Genomic DNA, 22,032 nt, shown 5'->3' with positions numbered 1-22,032 from the left:
CGCGGGCGGGAGCTGTCCGACGAATGTCGGACTGGGGGTGGGAATCCGACCACCCCCAGTCATGCCGAGCATGACAGCCCCCGCCAGCGGGGACGGCAAGAAACGAAAGAAGAAGATGTCTACCGAACTGAAAGGCCCCGGATTCCACTTCGACGTGCACACCGACCTGCGCGCCGACCAGAAGGCCGAAGTGCTCATCGAGGCGCTGCCGTGGCTCGAGGAGTTCGCCGGCCAGCGCATCGTCGTCAAATACGGCGGCAACGCGATGATCGACGAGCATCTGAAGCAGTGCTTCGCCGAGGACATGGTGTTCCTGCGCCAGGTGGGCCTGCATCCGATCGTCGTGCACGGTGGCGGCCCGCAGATCTCCCAGATGCTCAAGGCCCTCGGCATCAAGTCCGAGTTCAAGGGTGGTCTTCGCGTCACCACGCCCGAGGCGATGGACGTGGTGCGCATGGTCCTGACCGGCAAGGTCTCGCGTGAGCTCGTCGGCCTCATCAACGCGCACGGCCCGCTCGCCGTCGGGCTTTCCGGCGAGGACGGCGGCCTGTTCTCCGCCATGCAGCGCAGGCCCGTCATCGACGGCAAGGCCACCGACATCGGCCTCGTCGGCGACGTGGTCTCCGTCGACGCCTCCGCCGTCGAGGACCTCGTCAACGCGGGCCGCATCCCCGTCGTCTCCTCGGTCGCGCCGAACGAGGACGACGCCACCGAAGTGCTCAACGTGAACGCCGACTCCGCGGCCGCCGCGCTCGCCTCCGCCGTCGGCGCCCACAAGCTCGTCATCCTCACCGACGTGGACGGCCTGTACGCCGACTGGCCGGACCGCAACTCGCTGATCGGCCGCATCGGCGTGGAGAACCTGCGCGACATGCTGCCCGACCTCGAATCCGGCATGCGCCCGAAGATGGAGGCGTGCGTGCGCGCCATCGACGGCGGCGTGCCCCAGGCGCACATCATCGACGGCCGCAAGCCGCACTCCATCCTGAACGAGATTTTCACCTCCGCCGGCATCGGCACCATGGTCGTGCCCGAGGACGGCATCGAAATGAGGAGCTCCTATGTCTTCTGACGTGAACACCACCTCCGCCGCCGGCCCGGAACCGCTCGGCCCCAAGGACTCCCAGTGGCTGGGGGAGTACTCCCAGGTCCACATGAACGTGTTCGGCACGCCGCTGCGCGTCATGGACCACGGCCAGGGCGCCCGCGTGTGGGACGTCGACGGCAACGAATACCTCGACTTCCTCGGCGGCATCGCCGTCAACTCGATCGGCTACGCGCACCCCAAGTGGGTGAAGGCCGTCGCCGAACAGGCCGCGAAGGTCGCGCACGTGAGCAACTACTTCGCCACCGAGCCGCAGATCGAGCTCGCCGCGCGCCTCGTCAAACTGGCGGGCGCGCCCGAAGGCTCCCACGTGTACTTCGGCAACTCCGGCGCGGAAGGCAACGAGGCGGCCCTGAAGCTCGCCAAGCTGTACGGCCGCACCCTGCCCGGCGCCGCGCCTGCGATGGGAGGCAAGCCGGCGCGCATCATCGCCCTGACCAACGGCTTCCACGGCCGCACGCTTGGCGCGCTCTCCGCCACGTGGAAGCCGGCCATCCGCAAGCCGTTCGGCCCGCTCGTGCCCAACATCGAATTCGTGCGCGCCGGCGACCCGTTCGCCCTCTACGAGGCGTTCAGCGAGACCGGTGTCGGCCATTACGGCAAGGGCCCGGTCGCCGCCGTCATCATGGAACTCATCCAGGGCGAGGCCGGCGTCAAGCCGTTGGGCGCCGACTACGTCAAGAAGGTGCGCGAGATGTGCGACATCAACCACGCGCTGCTCATCATCGACGAGGTGCAGACCGGCATCGGCCGCACCGGCGCATGGTTCGCGTTCCAGCGCGAGGATCTGTCCGGCGGCGTCACGCCCGACATGGTCACGTTCGCCAAGGGCGTGGCCGGCGGCTTCCCGATGGGCGGCATGATCGCCTTCGGCGAGAAGCTCTCCGCCCTGTTCACGCCCGGCTCCCACGGCTCCACCTTCGCCGGGAACCCCTTGGGTGCGGCGGCCGCGCTCGCCACGCTCGACGTGATCGAGGAGGACGGCCTCGTCGCCAACGCCGAGGAGCGTGGGCGTCAGCTGCGCGACGGCCTCATGGCCTGCGGCAACCCGCTGTACGTCTCCACGCGCGGCCGCGGCCTGCTCGACGCCGTCGAGCTCGCCCACCCGTGCGCCCACGCCGTGATGAACTGGTGCCTCGAACGCGGCCTCATCGTCAACGCGGTGCGCGCCGACGCCCTGCGCTTCGCTCCGCCGCTCATCGTCTCCGAGAAGGACATCGACGAGGCGCTCGCCATCCTCAAGGCCGTCCCCGGCGACCTCCCCGACGACTGATCGGCGTCGATCCCGACCGACCGCAACCGCCCGCCACCCGCACACCCGAAAGGACAACCACCATGACCCCCGAACTGCGCCACATGCTGCGCGACGACGACCTCAACCACGAGGAGCAGAAGCAGGTCCTCGAACTCGGCATGAAGTTCCGCGAGAACCGCTTCTACCACCAGCCGTTCGCCGGCCCGCAGGCCGTCGCCGTGCTGTTCGACAAGCCCTCCACCCGCACCCGCTCCAGCTTCTCCATCGGCGTGGCCGAACTCGGCGGCTACCCGCTCGTCATCGACAAGTCCGGCTCCCAGCTGGGCCGCGGCGAACCGGTCGGCGACACCACCGAAGTACTCACCCGCATGGCCTACGGCCTCGTGTGGCGCACGTTCGGCCAGGACCGCGTCGAAGAGATGGCCGCCCACGCCACCTGCCCGGTCGTCAACGCGCTGACCGACGACTTCCACCCCTGCCAGATCCTCGCCGACTTCCTCACCATCGCGCAGTTCCGCGGCGGCGTGGACGCGCTCAAGGGCAAGACCATCGCCTACGTGGGCGACGCGGCCAACAACATGTCCAACTCGTACCTGCTCGGCGGCGCCGTCGCCGGCATGCACGTGCGCGTCGCCGGTCCGCAGGGCTACCTGCCCCGCCCGGACATCGTCGCCGACGCCGAGCGCATCGCGGCCGAGAACGGCGGCTCCATCCTCGTGACCACCGACGCGAAGGAGGCCGTCAAGGACGCCGACTGCGTGTTCACCGACACGTGGGTCTCCATGGGCGAGGAGGCCGAATACGCGATCCGATCCAAGCCGTTCTGGAACTACCAGGTGAACGACGAGCTGATGGCGCTCGCCAAGCCGGACGCGCTGTTCCAGCACTGCCTGCCCGCCTACCGCGGCAAGGAGGTCACGTCTGAAGTGATCGACGGCCCGCAGTCCGTCGTGTGGGACGAGGCCGAGAACCGTCTGCACGCGCAGAAGGCGCTGCTCACTTGGCTGGTCGGCAAGCAGCGCGGCGACGAAAGCCTGCTCGCATGAGCCAAACGCGTCCGTCCCTCCACCGTCCGGCCACGCGTGCCGCGCGTCTGAGCGCCATCGAAGAGGTGCTGCTCACGCACATCATCACCTCGCAGTCCCAGCTGTCGTCGATTCTCGCCGACGAGGGCATCGCGGTGACGCAGGCGACGCTGAGCCGCGACCTCGACGAGATGAACGCGTTCAAGAAGCGCCTGCCGGACGGCACGATGGCCTACGCGGTCGGCCATGAGTCGGCGGGCGACGAGCAGCAGGACTCCGCCAAGGCGGAGGCGCAGATGTCGCGCGTGCTGTCCGGTCTGGTGACCTCGGTCGCGGCGGCCCGCAACCTCGTCGTCATCCACACGCCGTCCGGCGCCGCCCAGTACGTCGCGTCGGTGATCGACAAGCAGCCGATCGCCGGCCTGCTCGGCACGATCGCCGGCGACGACACGGTGATGGCGATCTGCAAGGACGACGACACCGCCGTCGCCCGAGCCGACTGGCTCCTCGCCCTCGCCTCCAAGTGACTTGCTGGTCCTCCCGCCGGCGGGAGGTGTCGCGCAGCGACGGAGGGTGGTCTTCAGTGGCCCACCCGCAACCCCGCGTACATATGCTGGACACGCCGTGCATAAATATACAGACTTCTGTATATACTTGCATCAGTTTGTTTTGAAGAAAGGCATCCCATGGCAGATAACAATCGACTCGTGCTCGCCTACTCCGGCGGCCTCGACACCTCCGTCGCCATCTCCTACCTCAAGGAGCGCACCGGCAAGGACGTCGTCGCCGTGTCCCTCGACGTCGGTCAGGGCGGAGAGAGCCTCGAGACCATCAAGCAGCGCGCCCTCGCCTGCGGCGCCGTCGAGGCCTACGTGGTCGACGCCCGCGACGAGTTCGCCAACGAATACTGCATGAAGGCCCTCAAGGCCAACGCCATGTACGAGGGCGTGTACCCGCTGGTCTCCGCCATCTCCCGCCCGCTCATCTCCAAGCACCTCGTGCGCGCCGCCCACCAGTTCGGCGCCGACACCATCTCTCACGGCTGCACCGGCAAGGGCAACGACCAGGTCCGCTTCGAGGTGTCCATCGCCTCCATCGATCCGACGCTGAAGGCCATCAGCCCGATCCGCGACCTCGCCCTCACCCGCGACGTGGAGATCGCGTTCGCCAAGGAGCACAAGCTGCCGATCACGCAGACCGAGAAGAGCCCGTACTCCATCGACCAGAACGTGTGGGGCCGCGCCATCGAGACCGGCTTCCTCGAGGATCCGTGGAACGGCCCGACCAAGGACTGCTACTCCTACACCGACGATCCGGCGTTCCCGCCGGTCGAGGACGAGGTCGTCATCGAGTTCAAGCAGGGCGTGCCGGTCAAGATCGACGGCCGCGACGTCACCCCGCTGCAGGCCATCGAGGAGATGAACCGCCGCGCCGGCGCCCAGGGCATCGGCCGCATCGACCTCATCGAGGACCGTCTCGTCGGCATCAAGTCCCGCGAGCTGTACGAGGCCCCGGGCGCCGTGGCCCTCATCACCGCGCACCAGGAGCTCGAGAACTGCTGCCTCGAGCGCGAGCAGCACCGCATCAAGCGCGACATCGACAAGCGCTGGGGCGAGCTGGTCTACGATGCGCAGTGGTTCAGCCCGGCCACCCAGTCCCTGAACGCGTTCATCGAGGACACCCAGAAGTACGTGTCCGGCGAGATCCGCATGGTGCTGCACGGCGGCCGCGCCGTCGTCACCGGCCGTCGCTCCGACACCTCGCTGTACGACTACAACCTCGCCACCTACGATTCCGGCGACAGCTTCGACTCGAAGTCCTCCAACGGCTTCATCGACATCTACGGCCTGCCGAGCCGTGTCGCCGCCGCCCGCGACGTCAAGTTCGGCAACGGCATCGAAGTGCCGGACAACACCGTCGAGTGAGTCAGGTGAGACGCATCATCGGATGAGGGCTTTTCCGGGCCCTCATCCGGAATCCAAGGGGAGCCGACCTGTAGGGGCCGGCTTCCTTTTTCGTGTTCCGTGGGCACGTATCGGACGGATTGTCGGCCCGATCATGTGTCTGCCGAGATTTGCCGGGCCCTGCCGAGATTTGCCGGGCTCTACTGGACTCAACTGGGCGGAAACACCGGGCGGAAACACCCGTTATCCCGGATGTACAGCGTCAAACACCCGTTTCAGGGGGTGTCAAACGGGTATTGGACGCTGTAAAAAGCAGGAAACGGGTGTTTGGACCGTATATATGTGCGTCATGGCATGCGTGTCATGGCATGACGAGCTTCGGGGATTTCGCGTCAACGGTGGGTGTTGATCCACAGGATGGCGAGCTGGGTGCGGTTGGTCAGGCCCAACTTGTCGAGCGCGCCGCTTACCCGGTTGCGCACCGTACCCTCGCTGAAATGCAGCCTCTTCGCGATGTCGCGGTTGTCGAGTCCCTCGGCCACGAGCGCCGCGACCTCGCGCTCCCGCTCGTTGAGCATCGACTCCATGGCCGCCGCATCGGCCGAGCACGACCCCGCCTCGTCGGGGTTCTCCTGGCCACCCGACGACCCGTGCCGGTGCGACGGGGGAGTGGATGCAGTCGTGTCACCGCCGCCGGTGAGTTTGCCGAGCACGTCGGAGCCCAACACCACCTGGCCGGCCATGACCGCCTGAAGCGCCGGACCCACCGCCGTGACGTCCTGTTTGATGAGATAGCCCTTCGCGCCCAACGCCATCGCCCGCGTGATGTACGCGCGGTCCGCGAACGTGGTCAGGAACAGGATGCGCGCCGCCGGGTCGTGTTCCAGTATCTCCCGTGCCGCATCAAGCCCGTCGCGCCCCGGCATCTGGATGTCGATGAGCAGGATGTCCGGCCGCGTGCCCGGCGCGGCGAAATACCGTCCGACCGCGTCGTCGCCGTCGTTCGCCGTCCACAGCACATCGGCCGCTCCCGTGGCGGTCAGAATCGTCTCCAACGACTGGCAGACGATCGGATCGTCGTCCACGATCGCGATACGCATCATGCACCCGCCTTCCCAAGGTCTTCCTGAATCCTCTGATCTCCCCGAGTCCCCGTATCCGAAGCCTTCCGCGCAACGTCGTCCGCGATCCAACGGGCCTTCGGGATCGAGACGAACACGCGCCAACCCCCATCGTAGGGACCGCAGTACGCGGTGCCGCCCAAGGCGCGCACCCGCGATCCGATGTCGGCGATTCCCATGCCGTGCGGGGGAGCGCCGGCCGGATTCGCGTCGTCGTCCGACGGGACCGCGGGACCGGAATCGATGACGACCAGCTGCCAGAACGCGGGGAAATCCCGCAACGTCACCCGCGCCTCGCACGCCATGCTGTGATGCGCCACGTTCGCCAACGATTCGCGGATCACCGTCGCAAGACACCGCGAGACCGGCGCGGGCGCCGCGTCGATGTCGTTCTCCAGACGCACCTCCAACCCCCGTTCAGGGCCGGTGTCGCCGAATGCCCCGGCGGAGACGGCGAACGGCCGTGCCGCGTCCTCGATCTGCGCGGCGAAATCGGTGCCGTCGTCCTCCAGATCGTGCACGGACCGGCGCACCATCGTCATCGCGTCATCCAACGTCGTCCCCAACGCGCCGAACCCTTGCGCGGCGACGGTGTCGCCGGTGGCCTCGGCCACCGCGCGCCCCGCCTGCGCCTGCATGATCGCGCGCGTCAGCAGATGGCCGACGTTGTCGTGGATGTCGCGGGCGATGCGCGTGCGCTCGCCGAGCGTCGCCATGCGCACCGACTGCGCGCGCTCCTCGTCCAGATCGGCGATCCGGAGCCGGGACGAACGCGCCGATTCGCGCAATCGGTCCTCGGTACGGCGCAACGCCTTGCGCAGCGACGGGACGTCGCGCGAATCCGCGCCCATCAGGAATCCGACGCACGTCGCTACGGCCGTCAACGCCACCGGAACGACGTCGCCGCCCGCATGCGCTTCGACCATCATCGGAACCAGCGGCACTATCCACAGCCATCGCACGACGGCCGGCATCAGGTGGGAAAGAAGACCGGAACGATTCGTATGATTCGGATAGCCCGATATCGTGGGCGTTCCGCGTCCGTTTCCGGTCCCACGTTTCCCCGTCGCGGGAATTCCGAGCACGACGCCGCGCCGTCCCGTTATCGGAATCCGCGCCATGTCGAAGGCGACGAGCGGCAGGAACAGACGGCAATCGCCAGCGACCACGGCAACGAGGCAGAACACGGTCGCCGGCAGGAACGCCGCGCGCCTGCCGGACAGCCATTCGGACAGGCCGGAGACGATCACGGCCATGAGCATCGCCGTGACCAACGCCGCATCCACGGCGACGCGCGCGACCGGCGCGAACGTAAGGCATAGCGCGAGCAGCAACCCCTTCCCAATCATCGTCCGCATGGAATCCTCCGCCGCCCGCATCGAACCGTCACCCTCCAGCCTACCCGCTTCATCGCGGCACGTCCCGGACCGCCGCACCTACGGGCCGTTCCCGCGTCACGTCCCCGACTTCCGTCCCGACCATCCGCCCGTCCGATCAGTGACGAATGTCACCGGCCCCGCGCGAAGCCGTGACGTTTGCAGGTGGCACGCCGCGACGGCGGGTGGGACGATGGAGCCAACACCCACGGAAGGGAGTCGACATGAAAGACGACCACACGACCACCGCGACCACGACGCCGGCAGTCGCGGCGCAGACACCGACGCCGGCCGCCGCGACCCCGGTATCGACGCCGGCCATCAGCGTGGCGAAACTCGTCAAACGCTACGGCGACATGGTGGCGCTCGACCACTTCGACCTCGACATCCGGCAAGGCGAGATCTTCGGTCTGCTCGGCCCCAACGGCTCCGGCAAGACCACGGCCATCAACTGCATCCTCGCCCTGCTCTCCTACGATGCGGGCACGATCCGCGTGTTCGGCGAGCCGATGACCCCGACCAGCTACGCGCTCAAACGGCGCATCGGCCTCGTGCCGCAGAACGTCGCCGTGTTCAACGAGCTGACCGTCGAGGAGAACATCGACTACTTCTGCTCGCTGTACGTGCCGAAGAAGGCCGACCGTGCGCCGCTCGTCGAAGAGGCGATCGAGTTCGCCGGACTTGGCGAATTCCGCCGGTTCCGTCCCGGCAAACTCTCCGGCGGCCTGCTGCGGCGCCTCAACATCGCGTGCGGCGTCGCGCACAAACCCGACCTCATCTTCTTCGACGAGCCGACAGTCGCCGTCGACCCGCAGAGCCGCAACGCGATCCTCGAAGGCATCGAACGGCTCAACGCGGCCGGCGCGACCGTCGTCTACACGAGCCACTACATGGAGGAGGTCGAACGGATCTGCGACCGCATCCTCATCATGGACCACGGCCGGCATCTGGCGCTCGGCACCGCCGACGAACTCAAATCCATGATCGACACGGGCGAACGCATCACCGTCGAAACGCTCGACCTCGACGAGGCGACGCTCGCCCACGTGCGCGACCTCGGCTTCGTCATCGAAGCGAATTGGGACGGACGCGAACTCGACGTGCGCTGCCGGCGCGGCGACCACAATCTCGTCGACCTGCTCGGCGTGCTGCGCGCCGCCGGCGTGAACGTCGGCCACCTCACCAGCCGGCCGCCCACCCTGAACGACGTGTTCCTCGAACTCACCGGCAAGGCGCTGCGCGACTGACCGTCGCATCGCGGGCCGAACCCGCAGCCCCACGGAAAGGAGGCACCCATGTGGTCCACATTCGTCATGACCCTGAAGACGAACCTGCGCGACAGGCAGTCGCTGTTCTGGCTCATCGTGTTCCCGATCGCGCTCGCCACCCTGTTCAACGGCCTGCTCGGCAACCTGGCGGAAGGCTACGAGCTCAAGGCCATGCCCGTGGCGGTCGTCGAGGACGCGAACTGGACGGAATCGCCCGGCGCGAAGACGTTCATCGACGGACTGTCCGGCAAAAGCGGTACCGGCAAGAGCGGCACCGGTACGACCGGTGACACCGCCGGAACCGACGACACAGCCGACACCACCGACACGACCGTGACCGTCACCAAACTGCTCGACGCCACGACGGTCGCCACGGTCGACGACGCGCGCGACAGGCTCGCCGACGGCACCGCGAAAGGCTATCTGCGTGTCGACGGCGACGGGCGCATCCGACTGACCCTGTCGTCACGGGCCGCGGAGGCGATGAACGGCACGTCGGCCACCGACTCGAACGGCGCCGTCACCGTGGCCGCGCTGTCCAGCGTGATCGACCTGTACAACCGAACCGATGCGGCGACCCGCGACCTGCTCCAACGACACCCCGAGGCGATGCAGTCCCGCGCGTTCTGGTCGTCCATCGGCAACATCGCGGATACGACGCGCGAGACCAGCCTCACGAACTCCACGCCGAACGTGACGGCACGGTATTTCTACGCGCTGCTCGGCATGGCCTGCCTCATGGCCATGGGGTATGCGATCGCCGCGGTCACCAGCGCGCAGGCGAACCTGTCCGCATTGGGCATCCGCCGCACGGTCGCGCCGCTCGGCCGCGGCCGGCAGCTCATGGCCGGATTCCTCGCCAGCTGGCTGTGCTCCGACGTGAGCCTCACCATCGCGCTCGCCTACATCCGCTACGTGTGCGACGTGCCGTTGGGCGGACGCGAACCGGCCGCCGTGGCCGCCGTCGCGGTCGCCTCGTTCATGGCATGCGCGTTCGGCACGATGATCGGCGCGATCCCCGGTCTCAAACACAGCGTGAAGGTCGGCCTGACGAGCGCGATCCCCTGCACGCTTTCCCTGTTCTCCGGCCTGTACGGCCAGTTCGCGATGGACCTGAGCGACTGGATCACCCGCCACGCGCCCGTCCTCGCGCTCGTCAACCCCGCCCAGCAGGTGACGAACCTGTTCTACGACATCCTCTACTACGACGACTACCGTCCGTTCGCCACGACCTGCGGCGTGCTCATCGCGATGAGCGCCGTGTTCCTCGCCGCCGGCGTCGCCATGCTCAAGGAGCAACGCTATGAACACCTGTAAGGCCACGCTGCGCGTGCTCGCCGCGCACAAGCTGTACATCATCATCTACCTGGTGCTGATCGGCGTGATGATGCTCGCCATCAGCGGTTCCGCCCTGCTGGGCGGGAAGAACGACACGGCCGACGTGTACGAGCCCGGCCGCGCCACCGTCGCCGTCATCGACCGGGACTCCGACCGCGGCGGCGTCGCCTCCTCGCTGCGCACATACCTCGCCGCGGACGACGACGTGGTCGACCTCGCCGACGATCCGCAAGCCCTGCAGCAGGCGGTCGCGTCGAACTGGGTGGACCTCATCGTCATCATCCCCGACGGCTACGCGGACAAGCTGCTCGACTCCGCCACGGAATCCGGGAAGGTTCCGGCCGTCGAGACCGTCACCAGCTACACGTCCGGCGTCGGCTCGATGGCGTCGATGGCCACCGGCGGATTCCTCTCGCTCACGCGCACCGAACTGATCGGCGCGACCGCGGGCGGCACGGGTGACGCCGTCGGCGCGTCCGGCGCGTCTGGCGCGTCCGGTACGGACGCCGCCGTCACGCGCCCCGATGTCGACGATCTCGCCGCCGCGACGACGCGCGTGCGCGCGCTCGCCCGCGACAAGAGCGCGAACCATGCGATCGCCGTCGACCATACCGACGCGAAGGCGGCCGCCGACGCCGACGCCGCGTCCGCGGCGGAGCGGACGGCGTCCGGCTTCGGCTCCACGGTCAAGTCGGCACTCTACCCGCTGTTCCTCGCGATGACCGTGTGCACGGCGCTCGTATCCGGCGTGTTCAACGCGGGGGAGACGCGGCGCCGGCTGTTCGCCTCGCCGCAACGCTCCTCGACGATGGGCATGCAGCGCATGGCCACGCTGTGCGGGTTCGCGCTCGTCGTGGTCGCCGCCTACCTGCTCGCCGCGGTCGCATTGATGCTCGCCGCCGGACTCGACCCCACGTCGCTCGCGCCGGCCGGCGTGGCGATGACGGTCCTGTCGGCCTGCGTGTACGCGCTGATGACCGTCGCCTGTGGCTTCCTGCTCGGTGAGGCCGGCGTGGGCGACACGATGGCCAACGGCTTCGCCAACGTGTTCGGCCTGCTGCTCCTGTTCACCTCGGGACTCTCCCTGCCGGTGGACATGCTTCCCGAGTCGATGCTCGCCGTCGGGCGGATGCTGCCCGGCTGGTGGTATTGCACGGCGATCGACGATGCGCTCGGCATCGGCACGGCGTCCGCCGGCGGCGTCGACGCGGCCGGCTGGGCGACGGGCACCGGCATCGTCGCGCTGTTCGCCGTCGCGTTCGTCGCGCTGGGACTCGCCGTCGGCCGCGTCCGCCGTTCCCGTCCCGCGCCGGTCGCCGCCGCGACGACGCAGCTCGCCGAGGCGTGACGGGGGAGCGTGACGGGGGAGCGTGGCGCCGGGCCGGGCACGGAACCGGTCCGGCGCCGCCGTGCACGCAACGTATGATGGTGGCGGATTATGACGACTCACGGACAAGGAGAGACGGCATGGGCGCGAAGAGACTGGTGTTCCTCGACATCGACGGCACGTTGGCGGACGAGAGGCACGTGGTGCCCGAATCCGCGAAGGAGGCGTGCCGCAAGGCGCAGGAGAACGGGCATCTGCTGTTCATCTGCACCGGACGCTCCCTGCCGAAGATCGAGAAGAGCATCCTCGATCTGGGATTCGACGGCGTGGTCTCCGTGGCCGGCGCGCAGGCGAACATGGGCGATCGCGTCCTGTTCCAGCGGTTCGTCGCTCCCGAGGCGGTGGACGCGGCCGACGCGTACTTCAAGGCGCACGGCATCGAGGCGTACCAGTGGCAGGGCGCGGACGGCATGTACATCTCGGAAGGCTACGCGCGGCACCTGAAGTCGAAGGGCAAGGCGTTCGACCGCGGTGAGTTCGCGCGCTTCTGGCATCGGATCGACGAGGTGGACGTGCCGGAAGGCTCCACGCTCGGGGCCACGATCCACGTGTCCAAAGGCTCGTATTTCACCGCCCCAGACCCGGACGTGACGTTCGAGGAGACGAAACGCGACCTCTCGCCGTGGTTCACGCTCGTGCACGGCTCGTACGACAAAATCTCGCCGAACAACGGCGAACTGCTCATCAACGGCGTCGACAAGGGCACCGCGGTGCGCGAGGTCGCGGCGCGTCTCGGCATCGACGTCGCCGACACGATCGCCGTGGGCGACTCCGACAACGATACGGCGATGCTCAAGGCCGCCGGCACGTCCGTCGCCATGGGCAACGCCATCCACGGCATCGAACGATGGTGCGACATCCAGACCACCGACATCCACGACGACGGCATCGCCAACGCGTTCAGGGAGCTGGGGCTGGTCTGAGAGGTCGTGGAACGGGGAGGTCGCTGCCTTACATGTCCTTGAAATCCACCAGCGACACATCGTCCGCCTGCGCCGCACGGTCCGTGACATGTTCGTCGAAGCCGTTTTTGGAGAAGAGCATATAGTATCCATGCGCGGGATGCAGGAGTTCGGCCCGGCTGCGCAGCGTTTCGAGCTGTCGCAGCCCGGTCGGGACGCTACGCCACTTGCATTCGCAGAACAGCATGGTCTTCGGATCCTCCCCGGTGGCGACGATGTCGATCTCCTCCTGGCTGCGGGTCCTGGGATCGGCTCCCCACCAGCGTCCGGAGTCGAGTATGAGGAACGGCAGCTCCCCGGTCGTGTCGTGCGCCCACAGCCATTGCGTGCAGATGTCCTCGAACACGGGTCCCATGAAGTCGTTGATCGATCGTGTGATGCGTTCGGCTGCGATGTCCACGTTGCCTGACTGGATCAGCGGCAGGTTCGCCGGTATGTAGCGGTACCAGAAACGGAAGAACGAGTCCTTGATGCGGTAGATCGTCTTGCGCGGTGCGTGTTCGCCGAACGGGGTCTCCTTGTAGAGGATGCCCAAGTCGATGAGATTGCGTAGATACGTGGCGCATGACGCGGTCTCCATGTGGCATGCCGTGGCGATGGCGTTCGCTCGGGAGGCGCCTGAGGCGATGGCTTGGATGACGGCGTTGTATTCGGACGGCGAGCGCAGCTCCTGCTTGAGCAGGTTGCCGGGTTCCTCGAACAGGTAGCAGTCCGGGTCGATGATGTTCCAACGGATGTTGTCCGTGATGCTTTCGGCGTCGTCGATTTGTCTGAGATATTGCGGGATTCCGCCCGTCAGACCGTATGCGATGGCCGCATCCTCGGCGCCGTATCGGGGCAGGAACGTTCGCGTGTCGGCGTAGCCGAACGGATCCACCTTGATCTGCGCGGTGCGGCGCCCGTACAGCGGGCTGGAATATCCGAGCACTTGTCGTTCCATGAACGACATCGACGAGCCGCAGAGGATGATCATGAGCCGGCTATCGTCCTTGTGCCGGTCGATGGCGTGTTGCAGGACGGAGCTGATGGACCGGTCGGCCTTCGCCAGATAGGGGTATTCGTCGATGACGAGTGCGAGGCGTTTGCGTCGGGCGAGCGAGAACACCGCTTCCAGCGCCGAAGCGAAATCCTGATAGACCGGTGCGGCGTCAGCCGTGTCGGCGAGACCGTCGTCGCCGGCGGCGGCGCGGTACAGGGCGATGCTGCGGCTGAGGTTCTCAAGATTCCGGGCCGCGTTGGATTCGATGGCCGGAAAGAAGATCGACGGGCGCCCGTCGAGGAACCGGTTGATGAGCGTGGTCTTGCCCACGCGTCGCCGGCCGTATACGATGACGCACTCGAATCGCGACGAGTTCCATCGCCTTTCCAGCGTGGCGAGTTCCCTGGTCCTTCCCACGAACATGATGACGACCTTCCCGCGGACGAAATGTGATTTATAGAATCGTAATTTACTAAATTATGATTCTATAAACAGCTGTGCTTTCTGGCAAGCGAGCCGTGTCGTGCGCGGTCGCTTGCAGGGGTGATTGGTTGGTTTTCGGCTGGTGTTTGCGGAAACGGAGGGCTGATCTGAGTCGGTCGTTGTTATCAGTGGTTGCCGTAATGGGTGCGGCAGACGGCGATTTCAAGATTGTCCGATTCGCCGCTGGTGACGCGGTACACGATGTGGTTCTTGTCGTCTATGCGACGAGACCAGTAGCCGGAAAGGTTTCCGCGTAACGGTTCGGGCATGCCGATGCCGTTCGCCGCGCCGTTGCGTTGTATGTCTTTGATGATCTTGTTGATGCGTTTGAGCGTCTTCTTGTCCTGCGACTGCCAGTAGAGGTAGTCATCCCATGCTTCGTCCGTCCAGATAAGCAGCACGTCATTCCTCGATCAGTTCGTGGACGGTGCCTTGACCCGCGTCGAGTTTCGCGGCCGCTCTGCGGACGCGAGACATGTTCTCGGCCGAATAGAACGGGTCCGCGGTCACTTCGAACGGGATGCGGCGTTCGCGTACGACCGTCTTGGCGAAGATGTTGAATGCGGCGCTCATGCTGATGCCGAGTTCTCCGCAGACCTCGGCCATGCCCTTCTTCGTGCTTTCGTCAAGCCGGACGTTCACCATGGACGATGCCATCATAGCCTCCATTTGTATATCGGAAATCTATACAAATGATATCTTGGTTAGTCTCGTCATGCAATCTGCCGTGCAACACGGTCCGGGAACTTCATAAACCATTTATGAAGTTAGGGGCGGAACTTCATAAATGGTTTATGAAGTTCCGTGGTCGCTGCTATTTCAGCGCTTTCATCCTGCTGTGCTGTACAAGGACAGTCCGTCCGCTTGGGAACAGCGTAAGTTGGGCGAGTGCGCGCAGTCGTTCAGTTATGGACTAAATGCTTCCGCTGTCCCTTATGACGGCAGAAACGCGTATCTCCGTATCACGGATATTGATGACGGCACACGTCAGTTCTCCAAAAATGATCTGACCTCGCCTGATGCCGATCTTGCTCGATGTGACGATTATCGGCTTGACGAAGGCGACATTGTGTTCGCGAGGACCGGCGCTAGTGTAGGGAAAACCTATATATACCAAGCGACTGATGGCGTTACTTATTTTGCGGGCTTTCTGATTCGCATGAAGATGAACGGGACCGCCAATCCACAGTTCGTTTTCCAATCAACACTTTGTGAGTCGTATAAGCGTTATGTCGCCATCACTTCACAACGTTCCGGACAGCCTGGTGTAAATGCTGTCGAATATGCGCAATGTCCTGTTCCAATTCCGTCTTTACCCGAGCAGGAAGCCATTGGCCGGTTCTTCTCCCGCCTTGACGATCTCATCACCCTTCATCAGCGTAAGCGGTTGTGATTGTTGTCGGTTAGATAAGGGTGGAGAGGGCGCGCATCACGATGTCGACGTCCTTGTTCTCCAGTTCGCGAATGACATGCAGGTATGTGTCCTGCGTGGTGTTCATACTCGCATGCCCAAGACGCTTGGACACGCTGGCGATGGAGACGCCGGCGAAAAGCAGCAGTGATGCATGCGTATGCCGCAGACCATGTACGGAAATCACCGGCACTTCCGCATGTTCACAGTGCCTCGCCAGAACATTGTTCGCAGTCGAGTTATATACCTTGCCGTTTACGAAGATTGGCTTATCTTCGGGAAGGTCTTTCAATAGAGCGGACAGTTGCATGATGAGCTGCCAATCAAGTTGCACCTTACGAACGGAGGAAGCGTTCTTCGTCGGCACGAAACCGCCGCCGTTCTTGTAGTCCCACGTCTTGCTGACCGATAAGGTCTGATGGACGAAATCGAAATCGGCGGGAGTGAGCCCCAAAGCTTCGGAGAAACGGAGTCCCGTCTTCGCGATGAGCAGTATCAGCCAATCCCAACTCGGTACGGTTCCCAGCTCAAGATCGGCGAGCATCGCATGCAATTCGAACTGATTCAGGTATTTCGTCTTCTTCTCTCTGGGCTGACGCCCTTTGATGATTGCCTTTCGTGTGGGATCGCGTGGAATCAGTCCCTCATCGACGGCATCGAGAATGGCGCCCTTCAACTGATGGTGGAAATCCATGGTCGTCTGCCGTTCATGGTGCTCCGCGTATCCGTTGATAAGTTTCTGGTAGTTCACGCGATCCATGTCCACGAGCCGAAGGTCCGGAATGAGCTTGCCGAGCCAAGCCTGTGTGAGCTTGTATTTCTTCATCGTCACTTCGCGGATTGCGCCCTCTTTGTAGACAGTGACCCACTGGGAGTAGTAATCGCAGAACAGGGTTCCGTCGCTGGCGGTGTTTCCGGTCATTTGCTGTTCTCTCTTTCTGGTCGATTCATGCTTACGCTGATGCCGGATGCCATAATCAGCCAATCAATCAGAGAAGACTCGAAGGCGTCGCCAATGAGTCGCATCTAGTTGGCTTACGCTGATGAAGGGTGATGAGGTCGTCGAGTTGAGAGAAGAGTACGCCAATGGCTTGTTGCTCTTCAACAACTGGCAGATCCACAATCAATCCTGCCAAATCGCTCGCATGTATATGAACTACTGTCTTCCCCTGGGCCCGCTGAGCAAGAAGCTTCTGATTAGAACCATGTGACAGGCCATAGGCAAGAAACAACGGGATAGCCACTGATTCCGGATATATAACATTGAGATCACCGCCTAACGCTATGCCTGCGTTGGTAATTGCCGATGCCCTCGCTATATCTTCGGCGCTTTCACCCGAGGCCGGGACGACAACCTCACTGCCCGTGCTAAAGAGTGTTCCAGGTTTTGCCTCAGCAAAGGTGTCTACCGCTTCAACCTTTGCTTGATATTGCGTGTACATGCGCCCGTAGAGGAAAAGCGGTGTCCCTGATTCCTGTAAATCTGCCTTGGAGTACCCATTACCCTTAGTGAAAGAGGCGATGTCACCCAACTTACGCTGTTCCCAAGCGGATGTATAATGACTTCATTTGTATTGCAGTTTGAAAGTATGGTGCAACGATGGCGTACTCCGACCTGATTGAGAGCGGTGCCGGTGAAACCGAGGTGCGCTCGTATCTCGTTGATGGCGGAGTGGTGCCCGTCACCATGCGTATCCCTGCGAATCTTCGCGATTCCGCCAAGGAGGCGGCGGCACTGCGTGGCATGAGCTTCTCCGCTTTCGTGAGGACCTGCATCATTGACGAGCTGGTGAAGGACTCTGGCCGATGATTCGCCTCACCACTATGACCATGCAGCTTATCGACATGGAATCAGACGGCATCCGTATCTGTCGGGTGGAAGGCGAATCCTTGGTCACCGTTGTTGTGCCGCACGATAAACTAGCCGATGCTAGGAAACTGCCTCAGCTTCCCGCACGCGGTGTGTATTATCTCCTCGATGAAGACCATGGTGTACTCAGTCGGGTGTACGCAGGGCAGACCATACAAGGGCTGTTGAGACTGGACGGTCATAAATCCAAGAAGGATTTCTGGAATAAGGCCGTCATGTTCCTTGACGAGGACTGGAACCTCGATAGGGATGTGCTTGATTCATTGGAAGCCAAGGCCATTGCCTATGTGCGCTCTCAGGGCTCGTATGAGACGGATAATCTGGAGACGCCCAATCCAAGACTCAGCCCGTACAAGGAACAGCGCGTGGAGAATCTGCATGCCGGCATCCTGTTTCGCATGAAAGTACTTGGCTACGATCTCGACCGCAAGGAAACGGCGCAGATTATGACGAGCACGTTGTTCCATACCAGAAAGAACGGCGTACGCGCATCCGGTCGGTACGACAAGGATACGGGTCGTTTCCTCGTCCTCGCCGGTTCCGAAGTAGAGCTTGGCCGTCGCGTCATCAAGAACCAGGGTGCCATCGAAGCCCGTGCGCGTCTATTCGGAGATCGCACAGGCAGAGAGAAGCTTGCCGATGATGTCGAGTTCGCCAGTCCATCCGCCGCGGCGGTGTTCGTACTCGGCGGCAGCCAGAACGGCTGGACCGAATGGGTGAACGATCACGGACAGACCCTCGATTACGTGTACAGAAGCAAGGAGCAAGGGAATGAATAAGCAGCAGCTGGCCGCCAAGATCTGGGAGTCCGCGAACCGGATGCGTTCGAAGATCGAAGCCAACGAGTACAAGGACTACATCCTCGGCTTCATCTTCTACAAGTTCCTGTCCGAAACCGAAGTCGCCCGCCTGCGCGCCGAGGATTGGACGGATGATGATCTTCCCGAACTGGTCGAGGACAATGTCGAAACCGTGAAGTACGTGCGTGGCATGTGCGGATACTTCATCGCCTACGACGATCTGTTCTCCACGTGGATCGACAAGGGTTCCGACTTCCATATCTCCGACGTGCGCGACGCGCTCTCCGCGTTCGACCGCAACATCGATCCGGCACGCAAACGCGTGTTCGCCGGCATCTTCGACACGTTGCAGACAGGCCTCTCCAAGCTCGGCACGGACGAGAAAAGCCGCAGCAAGGCGGCCCGCGACCTGATCTACCTCATCAAGGACATTCCGATGGATGCCCGTCAAGGCTACGACGTACTCGGCTACATCTACGAATACCTCATCGACAAGTTTGCTTCGAACGCGGGCAAGAAGGCCGGCGAGTTCTACACGCCGAGCGAGGTCTCCCAGCTGATGAGCGAGATCATCGCCGGGCACTTGAAGGGGCGCAAGGAGATCACCATCTACGATCCCACGTCCGGCTCGGGGTCCCTGCTCATCCATATCGGTCAGGCCGTGGCTCGCCGCAACGGCAATCCGAATGACATCAAATACTATGCGCAGGAGCTCAAGGAGAACACGTACAACCTCACGCGCATGAACCTTGTCATGCGCGGCATCCTGCCGGACAACATCGTGGCCCGCAACGGCGATACCCTTAAGGATGATTGGCCGTGGTTCGATACCGACGAGACCAAGGACGAGACCTATGATCCGCTGTTCGTGGACGCGGTGGTCTCGAACCCGCCATACTCGCAGAACTGGGAGCCTCCGGAGGCCGGTGAGGACATCCGATTCGAGTACGGCATCGCGCCCAAGTCCAAGGCCGACTACGCGTTCCTGCTGCACGACCTGTACCATCTGCGTGATGACGGCATGATGGCCATCGTCCTGCCGCACGGCGTGCTGTTCCGTGGAGGCGAGGAAGGCGAGATTCGCCGCAACCTCGTGGAGCACCACCATATCCAGGCCATCATCGGTCTGCCGGCGAACATCTTCTTCGGCACCGGCATCCCCACCATCGTGATGGTGCTGCGCAAGCATCGCAATGATGACGGTGTGCTCATCGTGGACGCCTCGAAGCATTTCACCAAGGACGGCAAGAACAACAGGCTGCGCGCGAGCGACATCAAACGCATCGTGGACGCGGTCGCCGGCAACCGCACCATCGACAAGTTCAGCCGTCTGGTGGGCATCAAGGAGATTCGCGACAACGACTACAACCTCAACATCCCGCGATATGTGGACTCCTCCGAACCGGCGGAAAGCTGGGATATCTACGCCACCATGTTCGGCGGCATCCCCGTTCGCGACATCGACGCGCTGCAACAGTACTGGGATGTGTTCCCGCGGCTGCGCGATCGTCTGTTCGATACGACTGACGGTCATGCCGCGCGTATTGCAGTGGCCGAGGTGGCCCCGGCGGTCCATGATGACGCGCAGGTGAAGGCGTATATCGACCGGTATTGCGATGCGTTCGCCGACTACCGCGGTTTCCTGCGTGGTTCGCTCATCGACCGGAGCACGGACGTCATCATCGCCGCCGAGGAGGAGACGCTCGCCGACGATCTCATGCGTCGTCTCGCCGATATCCCTCTTGTGGACGTGTACGAGGCGTACCAGGCGCTCGATGATGGATGGCAGACGGTCTCCATCGACCTGGAGACCCTGCAGAACGAGGGGTTCGATGCGGTCCGTGCCGTGGACCCCGACATGGTCGTCAAGAAGAAGGGCGGCAAGGACGTCGAAGTGCAGGATGGCTGGACCGGCCGTATCCTGCCGTTCGACCTCGTGCAGCGGCATCTGCTTGCCGACGATCTCAAAGCCATCGATGCGCAGGAACGTCGTCTGGCCGAGATCGGACAGGAATTGGACGGTCTCCTGGAGAACCTTGATGAGGACGACAAGGATTCCGACGCGATCAACGAAGAGGGTGACGGTTTCGTCACCGCCGAACTGAAGAAGGCGGTGAAGGCGATCGGCAAGCATCCCGAAACCGAGCTTGACCGTGTGCTCGTGGCCGCGGGCAAGCTCTTCGACGAGGAGCGGAAGGTCAAGAAAAACCTCAAGGAACGACGGCTCGCGTTGGAGGAGAAGACCAAGGCGACCATCGAAGGATTGAGCGACGAACAGGCACGCGACTTGCTGGAAGACAAGTGGGTGGAGCCGTTGCAGAGCAAGTTGGAGCAGCTGCCATACGGAATTCTCGACGATCTGGTGAACCGTATTGTCGCGCTCGGTGAGAAGTATGCGACCACCTATGCCGACGTGTGCGACGAAATCACGAGCGCGGAGGCCGAACTCGGGTCCATGCTCGACCGGTTGGTCGGCGATGAGTTCGACATGAAAGGCATCGCCGAACTCAAAACCCTGCTGGGAGGTGCGCGATGAGCGAGCAGAGGAATGTTCCGGAGGTTCGTTTCGCTGGTTTCACTGACCCTTGGGAACAGCGTAAGTTGGGCGACATCGCGGATTCGTTTTCAGGTGGCACTCCTGACGTGAGTAATTCGGCATATTACGGAGGTTCTATTCCGTTCATTCGTTCGGCTGAGATCAACTCAGATTCAACTGAGCTTTCCCTAACTCAGCAAGGATTGGGCAGCTCCGCTACGCGGCTTGTGAGGCGAGGCACAATACTTTATGCGCTATATGGTGCGACTAGCGGAGAAGTAGGTATCGCAAGGCTGGACGGTGCAATAAATCAGGCCGTCCTCGCCATTCTCCCTAATGCCGGGAACGATTCAATATTCATCGCAAGCTGGTTGCGCAAGGAGAAAGCAAACATTGTAGATACATACTTACAGGGCGGACAGGGGAACTTATCCGGAAGCATTGTAAAGAGCTTGGTGCTGAGCCTTCCGACTCTTGTTGAGCAGCAGACCATCGGTGCGTTCTTCTCCCGACTTGACGACCTCATCACCCTTCATCAGCGTAAGCATGACAAACTTGTGGTACTCAAAAAATCGATGCTTGAAAAAATGTTCCCGAAGGAGGGGGAGTCCGTTCCGGAGGTTCGTTTCGCTGGTTTCGCTGACCCTTGGGAACAGCGTAAGTTGGGCGACATCGCGGATTCGTTTTCAGGTGGCACTCCTGACGTGAGTAATTCGGCATATTACGGAGGTTCTATTCCGTTCATTCGTTCGGCTGAGATCAACTCAGATTCAACTGAGCTTTCCCTAACTCAGCAAGGATTGGGCAGCTCCGCTACGCGGCTTGTGAGGCGAGGCACAATACTTTATGCGCTATATGGTGCGACTAGCGGAGAAGTAGGTATCGCAAGGCTGGACGGTGCAATAAATCAGGCCGTCCTCGCCATTCTCCCTAATGCCGGGAACGATTCAATATTCATCGCAAGCTGGTTGCGCAAGGAGAAAGCAAACATTGTAGATACATACTTACAGGGCGGACAGGGGAACTTATCCGGAAGCATTGTAAAGAGCTTGGTGCTGAGCCTTCCGACTCTTGTTGAGCAGCAGACCATCGGTGCGTTCTTCTCCCGACTTGACGACCTCATCACCCTTCATCAGCGTAAGTTGGAATTGCTGAAGAACATCAAGCAATCCATGCTCGACAAGATGTTCGTCTAGGAAGGAGCCCGGCATC

21 protein-coding genes are annotated in these 22,032 nt (G+C 63.1%); 14 read left to right on the top strand and 7 right to left on the bottom strand.

Translation table 11 applies throughout. From position 1 onward, the window contains the following. Nucleotides 1–115: 115 nt before the first annotated feature. The 5 genes from argB to Uis4E_RS02115 all read left to right on the top strand — a co-directional run bounded on the left by argB (nt 116) and on the right by Uis4E_RS02115 (nt 5,310). Complete coding sequence (gene argB, locus Uis4E_RS02135; protein ID WP_101621637.1) at nt 116–1,072, top strand: acetylglutamate kinase; 957 nt, start codon at nt 116–118, stop codon at nt 1,070–1,072. After that, the gene (locus Uis4E_RS02130; protein ID WP_101621636.1) at nt 1,062–2,378 is read left to right on the top strand and encodes an acetylornithine transaminase; all 1,317 of its coding nucleotides are present in this window, start codon (nt 1,062–1,064) and stop codon (nt 2,376–2,378) included. Before argB ends, Uis4E_RS02130 begins: the two co-directional genes overlap by 11 nt. Before the next feature lie 62 nt (nt 2,379–2,440). Next, a complete protein-coding gene (gene argF, locus Uis4E_RS02125; protein WP_101621635.1) occupies nt 2,441–3,406 on the top strand; it encodes an ornithine carbamoyltransferase in 966 nt (321 codons plus the stop codon). Further along, nucleotides 3,403–3,912 (top strand): arginine repressor, encoded by a 510-nt coding sequence (locus tag Uis4E_RS02120; protein ID WP_101621634.1) that lies wholly within the window; start codon nt 3,403–3,405, stop codon nt 3,910–3,912. The genes argF and Uis4E_RS02120 overlap by 4 nt, the downstream gene beginning before the upstream one ends. Nucleotides 3,913–4,071: 159 nt before the next feature. Then, nucleotides 4,072–5,310, top strand: coding sequence for an argininosuccinate synthase (locus Uis4E_RS02115; protein WP_101621633.1), 1,239 nt, complete (start codon nt 4,072–4,074; stop codon nt 5,308–5,310). A 371-nt stretch (nt 5,311–5,681) separates the two neighbouring features. On the opposite strand, the gene Uis4E_RS02110 is transcribed toward Uis4E_RS02115, so the two are convergent. After that, the gene (locus tag Uis4E_RS02110; RefSeq protein WP_165784811.1) at nt 5,682–6,389 is read right to left on the bottom strand and encodes a response regulator transcription factor; all 708 of its coding nucleotides are present in this window, start codon (nt 6,387–6,389) and stop codon (nt 5,682–5,684) included. Beyond that, nucleotides 6,389–7,768, bottom strand: coding sequence for a sensor histidine kinase (locus tag Uis4E_RS02105; protein ID WP_101621682.1), 1,380 nt, complete (start codon nt 7,766–7,768; stop codon nt 6,389–6,391). The genes Uis4E_RS02110 and Uis4E_RS02105 overlap by 1 nt, the downstream gene beginning before the upstream one ends. Before the next feature lie 146 nt (nt 7,769–7,914). Between Uis4E_RS02105 and Uis4E_RS02100 the strand changes: the two genes are divergently transcribed. The 4 genes from Uis4E_RS02100 to Uis4E_RS02085 all read left to right on the top strand — a co-directional run bounded on the left by Uis4E_RS02100 (nt 7,915) and on the right by Uis4E_RS02085 (nt 12,702). Further along, on the top strand, nt 7,915–9,033 hold the full coding sequence (locus tag Uis4E_RS02100) for an ABC transporter ATP-binding protein (RefSeq protein ID WP_423734901.1): 1,119 nt from the start codon (nt 7,915–7,917) through the stop codon (nt 9,031–9,033). A 48-nt stretch (nt 9,034–9,081) separates the two neighbouring features. After that, entirely contained in the window at nt 9,082–10,371 is a 1,290-nt protein-coding gene (locus Uis4E_RS02095) for an ABC transporter permease (protein WP_101621630.1), read from the top strand. Then, nucleotides 10,358–11,740, top strand: a complete 1,383-nt coding sequence (locus tag Uis4E_RS02090; RefSeq protein ID WP_101621629.1) for an ABC transporter permease — start codon at nt 10,358–10,360, stop codon at nt 11,738–11,740. The genes Uis4E_RS02095 and Uis4E_RS02090 overlap by 14 nt, the downstream gene beginning before the upstream one ends. A gap of 119 nt (nt 11,741–11,859) precedes the next feature. After that, entirely contained in the window at nt 11,860–12,702 is an 843-nt protein-coding gene (locus tag Uis4E_RS02085; RefSeq protein WP_101621628.1) for an HAD family hydrolase, read from the top strand. Nucleotides 12,703–12,730: 28 nt separating this feature from the next. On the opposite strand, the gene Uis4E_RS02080 is transcribed toward Uis4E_RS02085, so the two are convergent. From Uis4E_RS02080 to Uis4E_RS02070, 3 genes are all read right to left on the bottom strand, one after another. After that, the gene (locus tag Uis4E_RS02080; protein WP_101621627.1) at nt 12,731–14,143 is read right to left on the bottom strand and encodes an ATP-binding protein; all 1,413 of its coding nucleotides are present in this window, start codon (nt 14,141–14,143) and stop codon (nt 12,731–12,733) included. 185 nt (nt 14,144–14,328) lie between these two features. Continuing rightward, nucleotides 14,329–14,604, bottom strand: a complete 276-nt coding sequence (locus tag Uis4E_RS02075; RefSeq protein WP_101621626.1) for a Txe/YoeB family addiction module toxin — start codon at nt 14,602–14,604, stop codon at nt 14,329–14,331. A gap of 1 nt (nt 14,605) precedes the next feature. Continuing rightward, nucleotides 14,606–14,863, bottom strand: a complete 258-nt coding sequence (locus Uis4E_RS02070; RefSeq protein ID WP_243394273.1) for a type II toxin-antitoxin system RelB/DinJ family antitoxin — start codon at nt 14,861–14,863, stop codon at nt 14,606–14,608. 127 nt (nt 14,864–14,990) lie between these two features. Here Uis4E_RS02070 and Uis4E_RS02065 point away from each other — a divergent pair, with 127 nt between their 5' ends. Continuing rightward, a complete protein-coding gene (locus tag Uis4E_RS02065; RefSeq protein WP_101621625.1) occupies nt 14,991–15,596 on the top strand; it encodes a restriction endonuclease subunit S in 606 nt (201 codons plus the stop codon). Between the two features lie 10 nt (nt 15,597–15,606). Here Uis4E_RS02065 and Uis4E_RS02060 read toward each other — a convergent pair whose 3' ends face one another. Both Uis4E_RS02060 and Uis4E_RS02055 read right to left on the bottom strand, forming a co-directional pair. Next, a complete protein-coding gene (locus tag Uis4E_RS02060) occupies nt 15,607–16,536 on the bottom strand; it encodes a site-specific integrase (protein ID WP_101621624.1) in 930 nt (309 codons plus the stop codon). 67 nt (nt 16,537–16,603) lie between these two features. Continuing rightward, nucleotides 16,604–17,146, bottom strand: a complete 543-nt coding sequence (locus Uis4E_RS02055) for a restriction endonuclease subunit S (RefSeq protein WP_101621623.1) — start codon at nt 17,144–17,146, stop codon at nt 16,604–16,606. 68 nt (nt 17,147–17,214) lie between these two features. Here Uis4E_RS02055 and Uis4E_RS02050 point away from each other — a divergent pair, with 68 nt between their 5' ends. Genes Uis4E_RS02050 through Uis4E_RS02035 form a run of 4 tightly spaced genes read left to right on the top strand, consistent with a single transcriptional unit; the run spans nt 17,215 to nt 22,016 of the window. After that, nucleotides 17,215–17,424 (top strand): YlcI/YnfO family protein, encoded by a 210-nt coding sequence (locus tag Uis4E_RS02050; protein WP_101621622.1) that lies wholly within the window; start codon nt 17,215–17,217, stop codon nt 17,422–17,424. After that, nucleotides 17,421–18,263 carry a GIY-YIG nuclease family protein gene (locus Uis4E_RS02045; RefSeq protein ID WP_101621621.1) on the top strand — a complete coding sequence of 281 codons (843 nt, stop codon included), beginning with the start codon at nt 17,421–17,423 and terminating at the stop codon, nt 18,261–18,263. Before Uis4E_RS02050 ends, Uis4E_RS02045 begins: the two co-directional genes overlap by 4 nt. Further along, nucleotides 18,256–20,820 carry a type I restriction-modification system subunit M gene (locus tag Uis4E_RS02040; protein WP_101621620.1) on the top strand — a complete coding sequence of 855 codons (2,565 nt, stop codon included), beginning with the start codon at nt 18,256–18,258 and terminating at the stop codon, nt 20,818–20,820. The genes Uis4E_RS02045 and Uis4E_RS02040 overlap by 8 nt, the downstream gene beginning before the upstream one ends. Beyond that, complete coding sequence (locus tag Uis4E_RS02035; protein WP_101621619.1) at nt 20,817–22,016, top strand: restriction endonuclease subunit S; 1,200 nt, start codon at nt 20,817–20,819, stop codon at nt 22,014–22,016. The genes Uis4E_RS02040 and Uis4E_RS02035 overlap by 4 nt, the downstream gene beginning before the upstream one ends. Nucleotides 22,017–22,032 lie beyond the last annotated feature (16 nt).

It is taken from the genome of Bifidobacterium parmae (genome assembly GCF_002860365.1).
GTDB lineage: Bacteria > Actinomycetota > Actinomycetes > Actinomycetales > Bifidobacteriaceae > Bifidobacterium > Bifidobacterium parmae.
Note: the sequence above shows the minus strand (reverse complement) of the source record. Positions and strands in the feature narration are given on the sequence as shown.

Excerpts from the sequence above, each read along its gene's own strand:
- argB (WP_101621637.1), top strand. The coding sequence starts at position 116 with ATGTCTACCGAACTGAAAGGCCCCGGATTCCACTTCGACGTGCACACC.
- Uis4E_RS02130 (WP_101621636.1), top strand. The coding sequence starts at position 1,062 with ATGTCTTCTGACGTGAACACCACCTCCGCCGCCGGCCCGGAACCGCTC.
- argF (WP_101621635.1), top strand. The coding sequence starts at position 2,441 with ATGACCCCCGAACTGCGCCACATGCTGCGCGACGACGACCTCAACCAC.
- Uis4E_RS02120 (WP_101621634.1), top strand. The coding sequence starts at position 3,403 with ATGAGCCAAACGCGTCCGTCCCTCCACCGTCCGGCCACGCGTGCCGCG.
- Uis4E_RS02115 (WP_101621633.1), top strand. The coding sequence starts at position 4,072 with ATGGCAGATAACAATCGACTCGTGCTCGCCTACTCCGGCGGCCTCGAC.
- Uis4E_RS02110 (WP_165784811.1), bottom strand. The coding sequence starts at position 6,389 with ATGCGTATCGCGATCGTGGACGACGATCCGATCGTCTGCCAGTCGTTG.
- Uis4E_RS02105 (WP_101621682.1), bottom strand. The coding sequence starts at position 7,768 with ATGCGGACGATGATTGGGAAGGGGTTGCTGCTCGCGCTATGCCTTACG.
- Uis4E_RS02100 (WP_423734901.1), top strand. The coding sequence starts at position 7,915 with ATGTCACCGGCCCCGCGCGAAGCCGTGACGTTTGCAGGTGGCACGCCG.
- Uis4E_RS02095 (WP_101621630.1), top strand. The coding sequence starts at position 9,082 with ATGTGGTCCACATTCGTCATGACCCTGAAGACGAACCTGCGCGACAGG.
- Uis4E_RS02090 (WP_101621629.1), top strand. The coding sequence starts at position 10,358 with ATGAACACCTGTAAGGCCACGCTGCGCGTGCTCGCCGCGCACAAGCTG.
- Uis4E_RS02085 (WP_101621628.1), top strand. The coding sequence starts at position 11,860 with ATGGGCGCGAAGAGACTGGTGTTCCTCGACATCGACGGCACGTTGGCG.
- Uis4E_RS02080 (WP_101621627.1), bottom strand. The coding sequence starts at position 14,143 with ATGTTCGTGGGAAGGACCAGGGAACTCGCCACGCTGGAAAGGCGATGG.
- Uis4E_RS02070 (WP_243394273.1), bottom strand. The coding sequence starts at position 14,863 with ATGATGGCATCGTCCATGGTGAACGTCCGGCTTGACGAAAGCACGAAG.
- Uis4E_RS02065 (WP_101621625.1), top strand. The coding sequence starts at position 14,991 with ATGGTTTATGAAGTTCCGTGGTCGCTGCTATTTCAGCGCTTTCATCCT.
- Uis4E_RS02060 (WP_101621624.1), bottom strand. The coding sequence starts at position 16,536 with ATGACCGGAAACACCGCCAGCGACGGAACCCTGTTCTGCGATTACTAC.
- Uis4E_RS02050 (WP_101621622.1), top strand. The coding sequence starts at position 17,215 with ATGGCGTACTCCGACCTGATTGAGAGCGGTGCCGGTGAAACCGAGGTG.
- Uis4E_RS02045 (WP_101621621.1), top strand. The coding sequence starts at position 17,421 with ATGATTCGCCTCACCACTATGACCATGCAGCTTATCGACATGGAATCA.
- Uis4E_RS02040 (WP_101621620.1), top strand. The coding sequence starts at position 18,256 with ATGAATAAGCAGCAGCTGGCCGCCAAGATCTGGGAGTCCGCGAACCGG.
- Uis4E_RS02035 (WP_101621619.1), top strand. The coding sequence starts at position 20,817 with ATGAGCGAGCAGAGGAATGTTCCGGAGGTTCGTTTCGCTGGTTTCACT.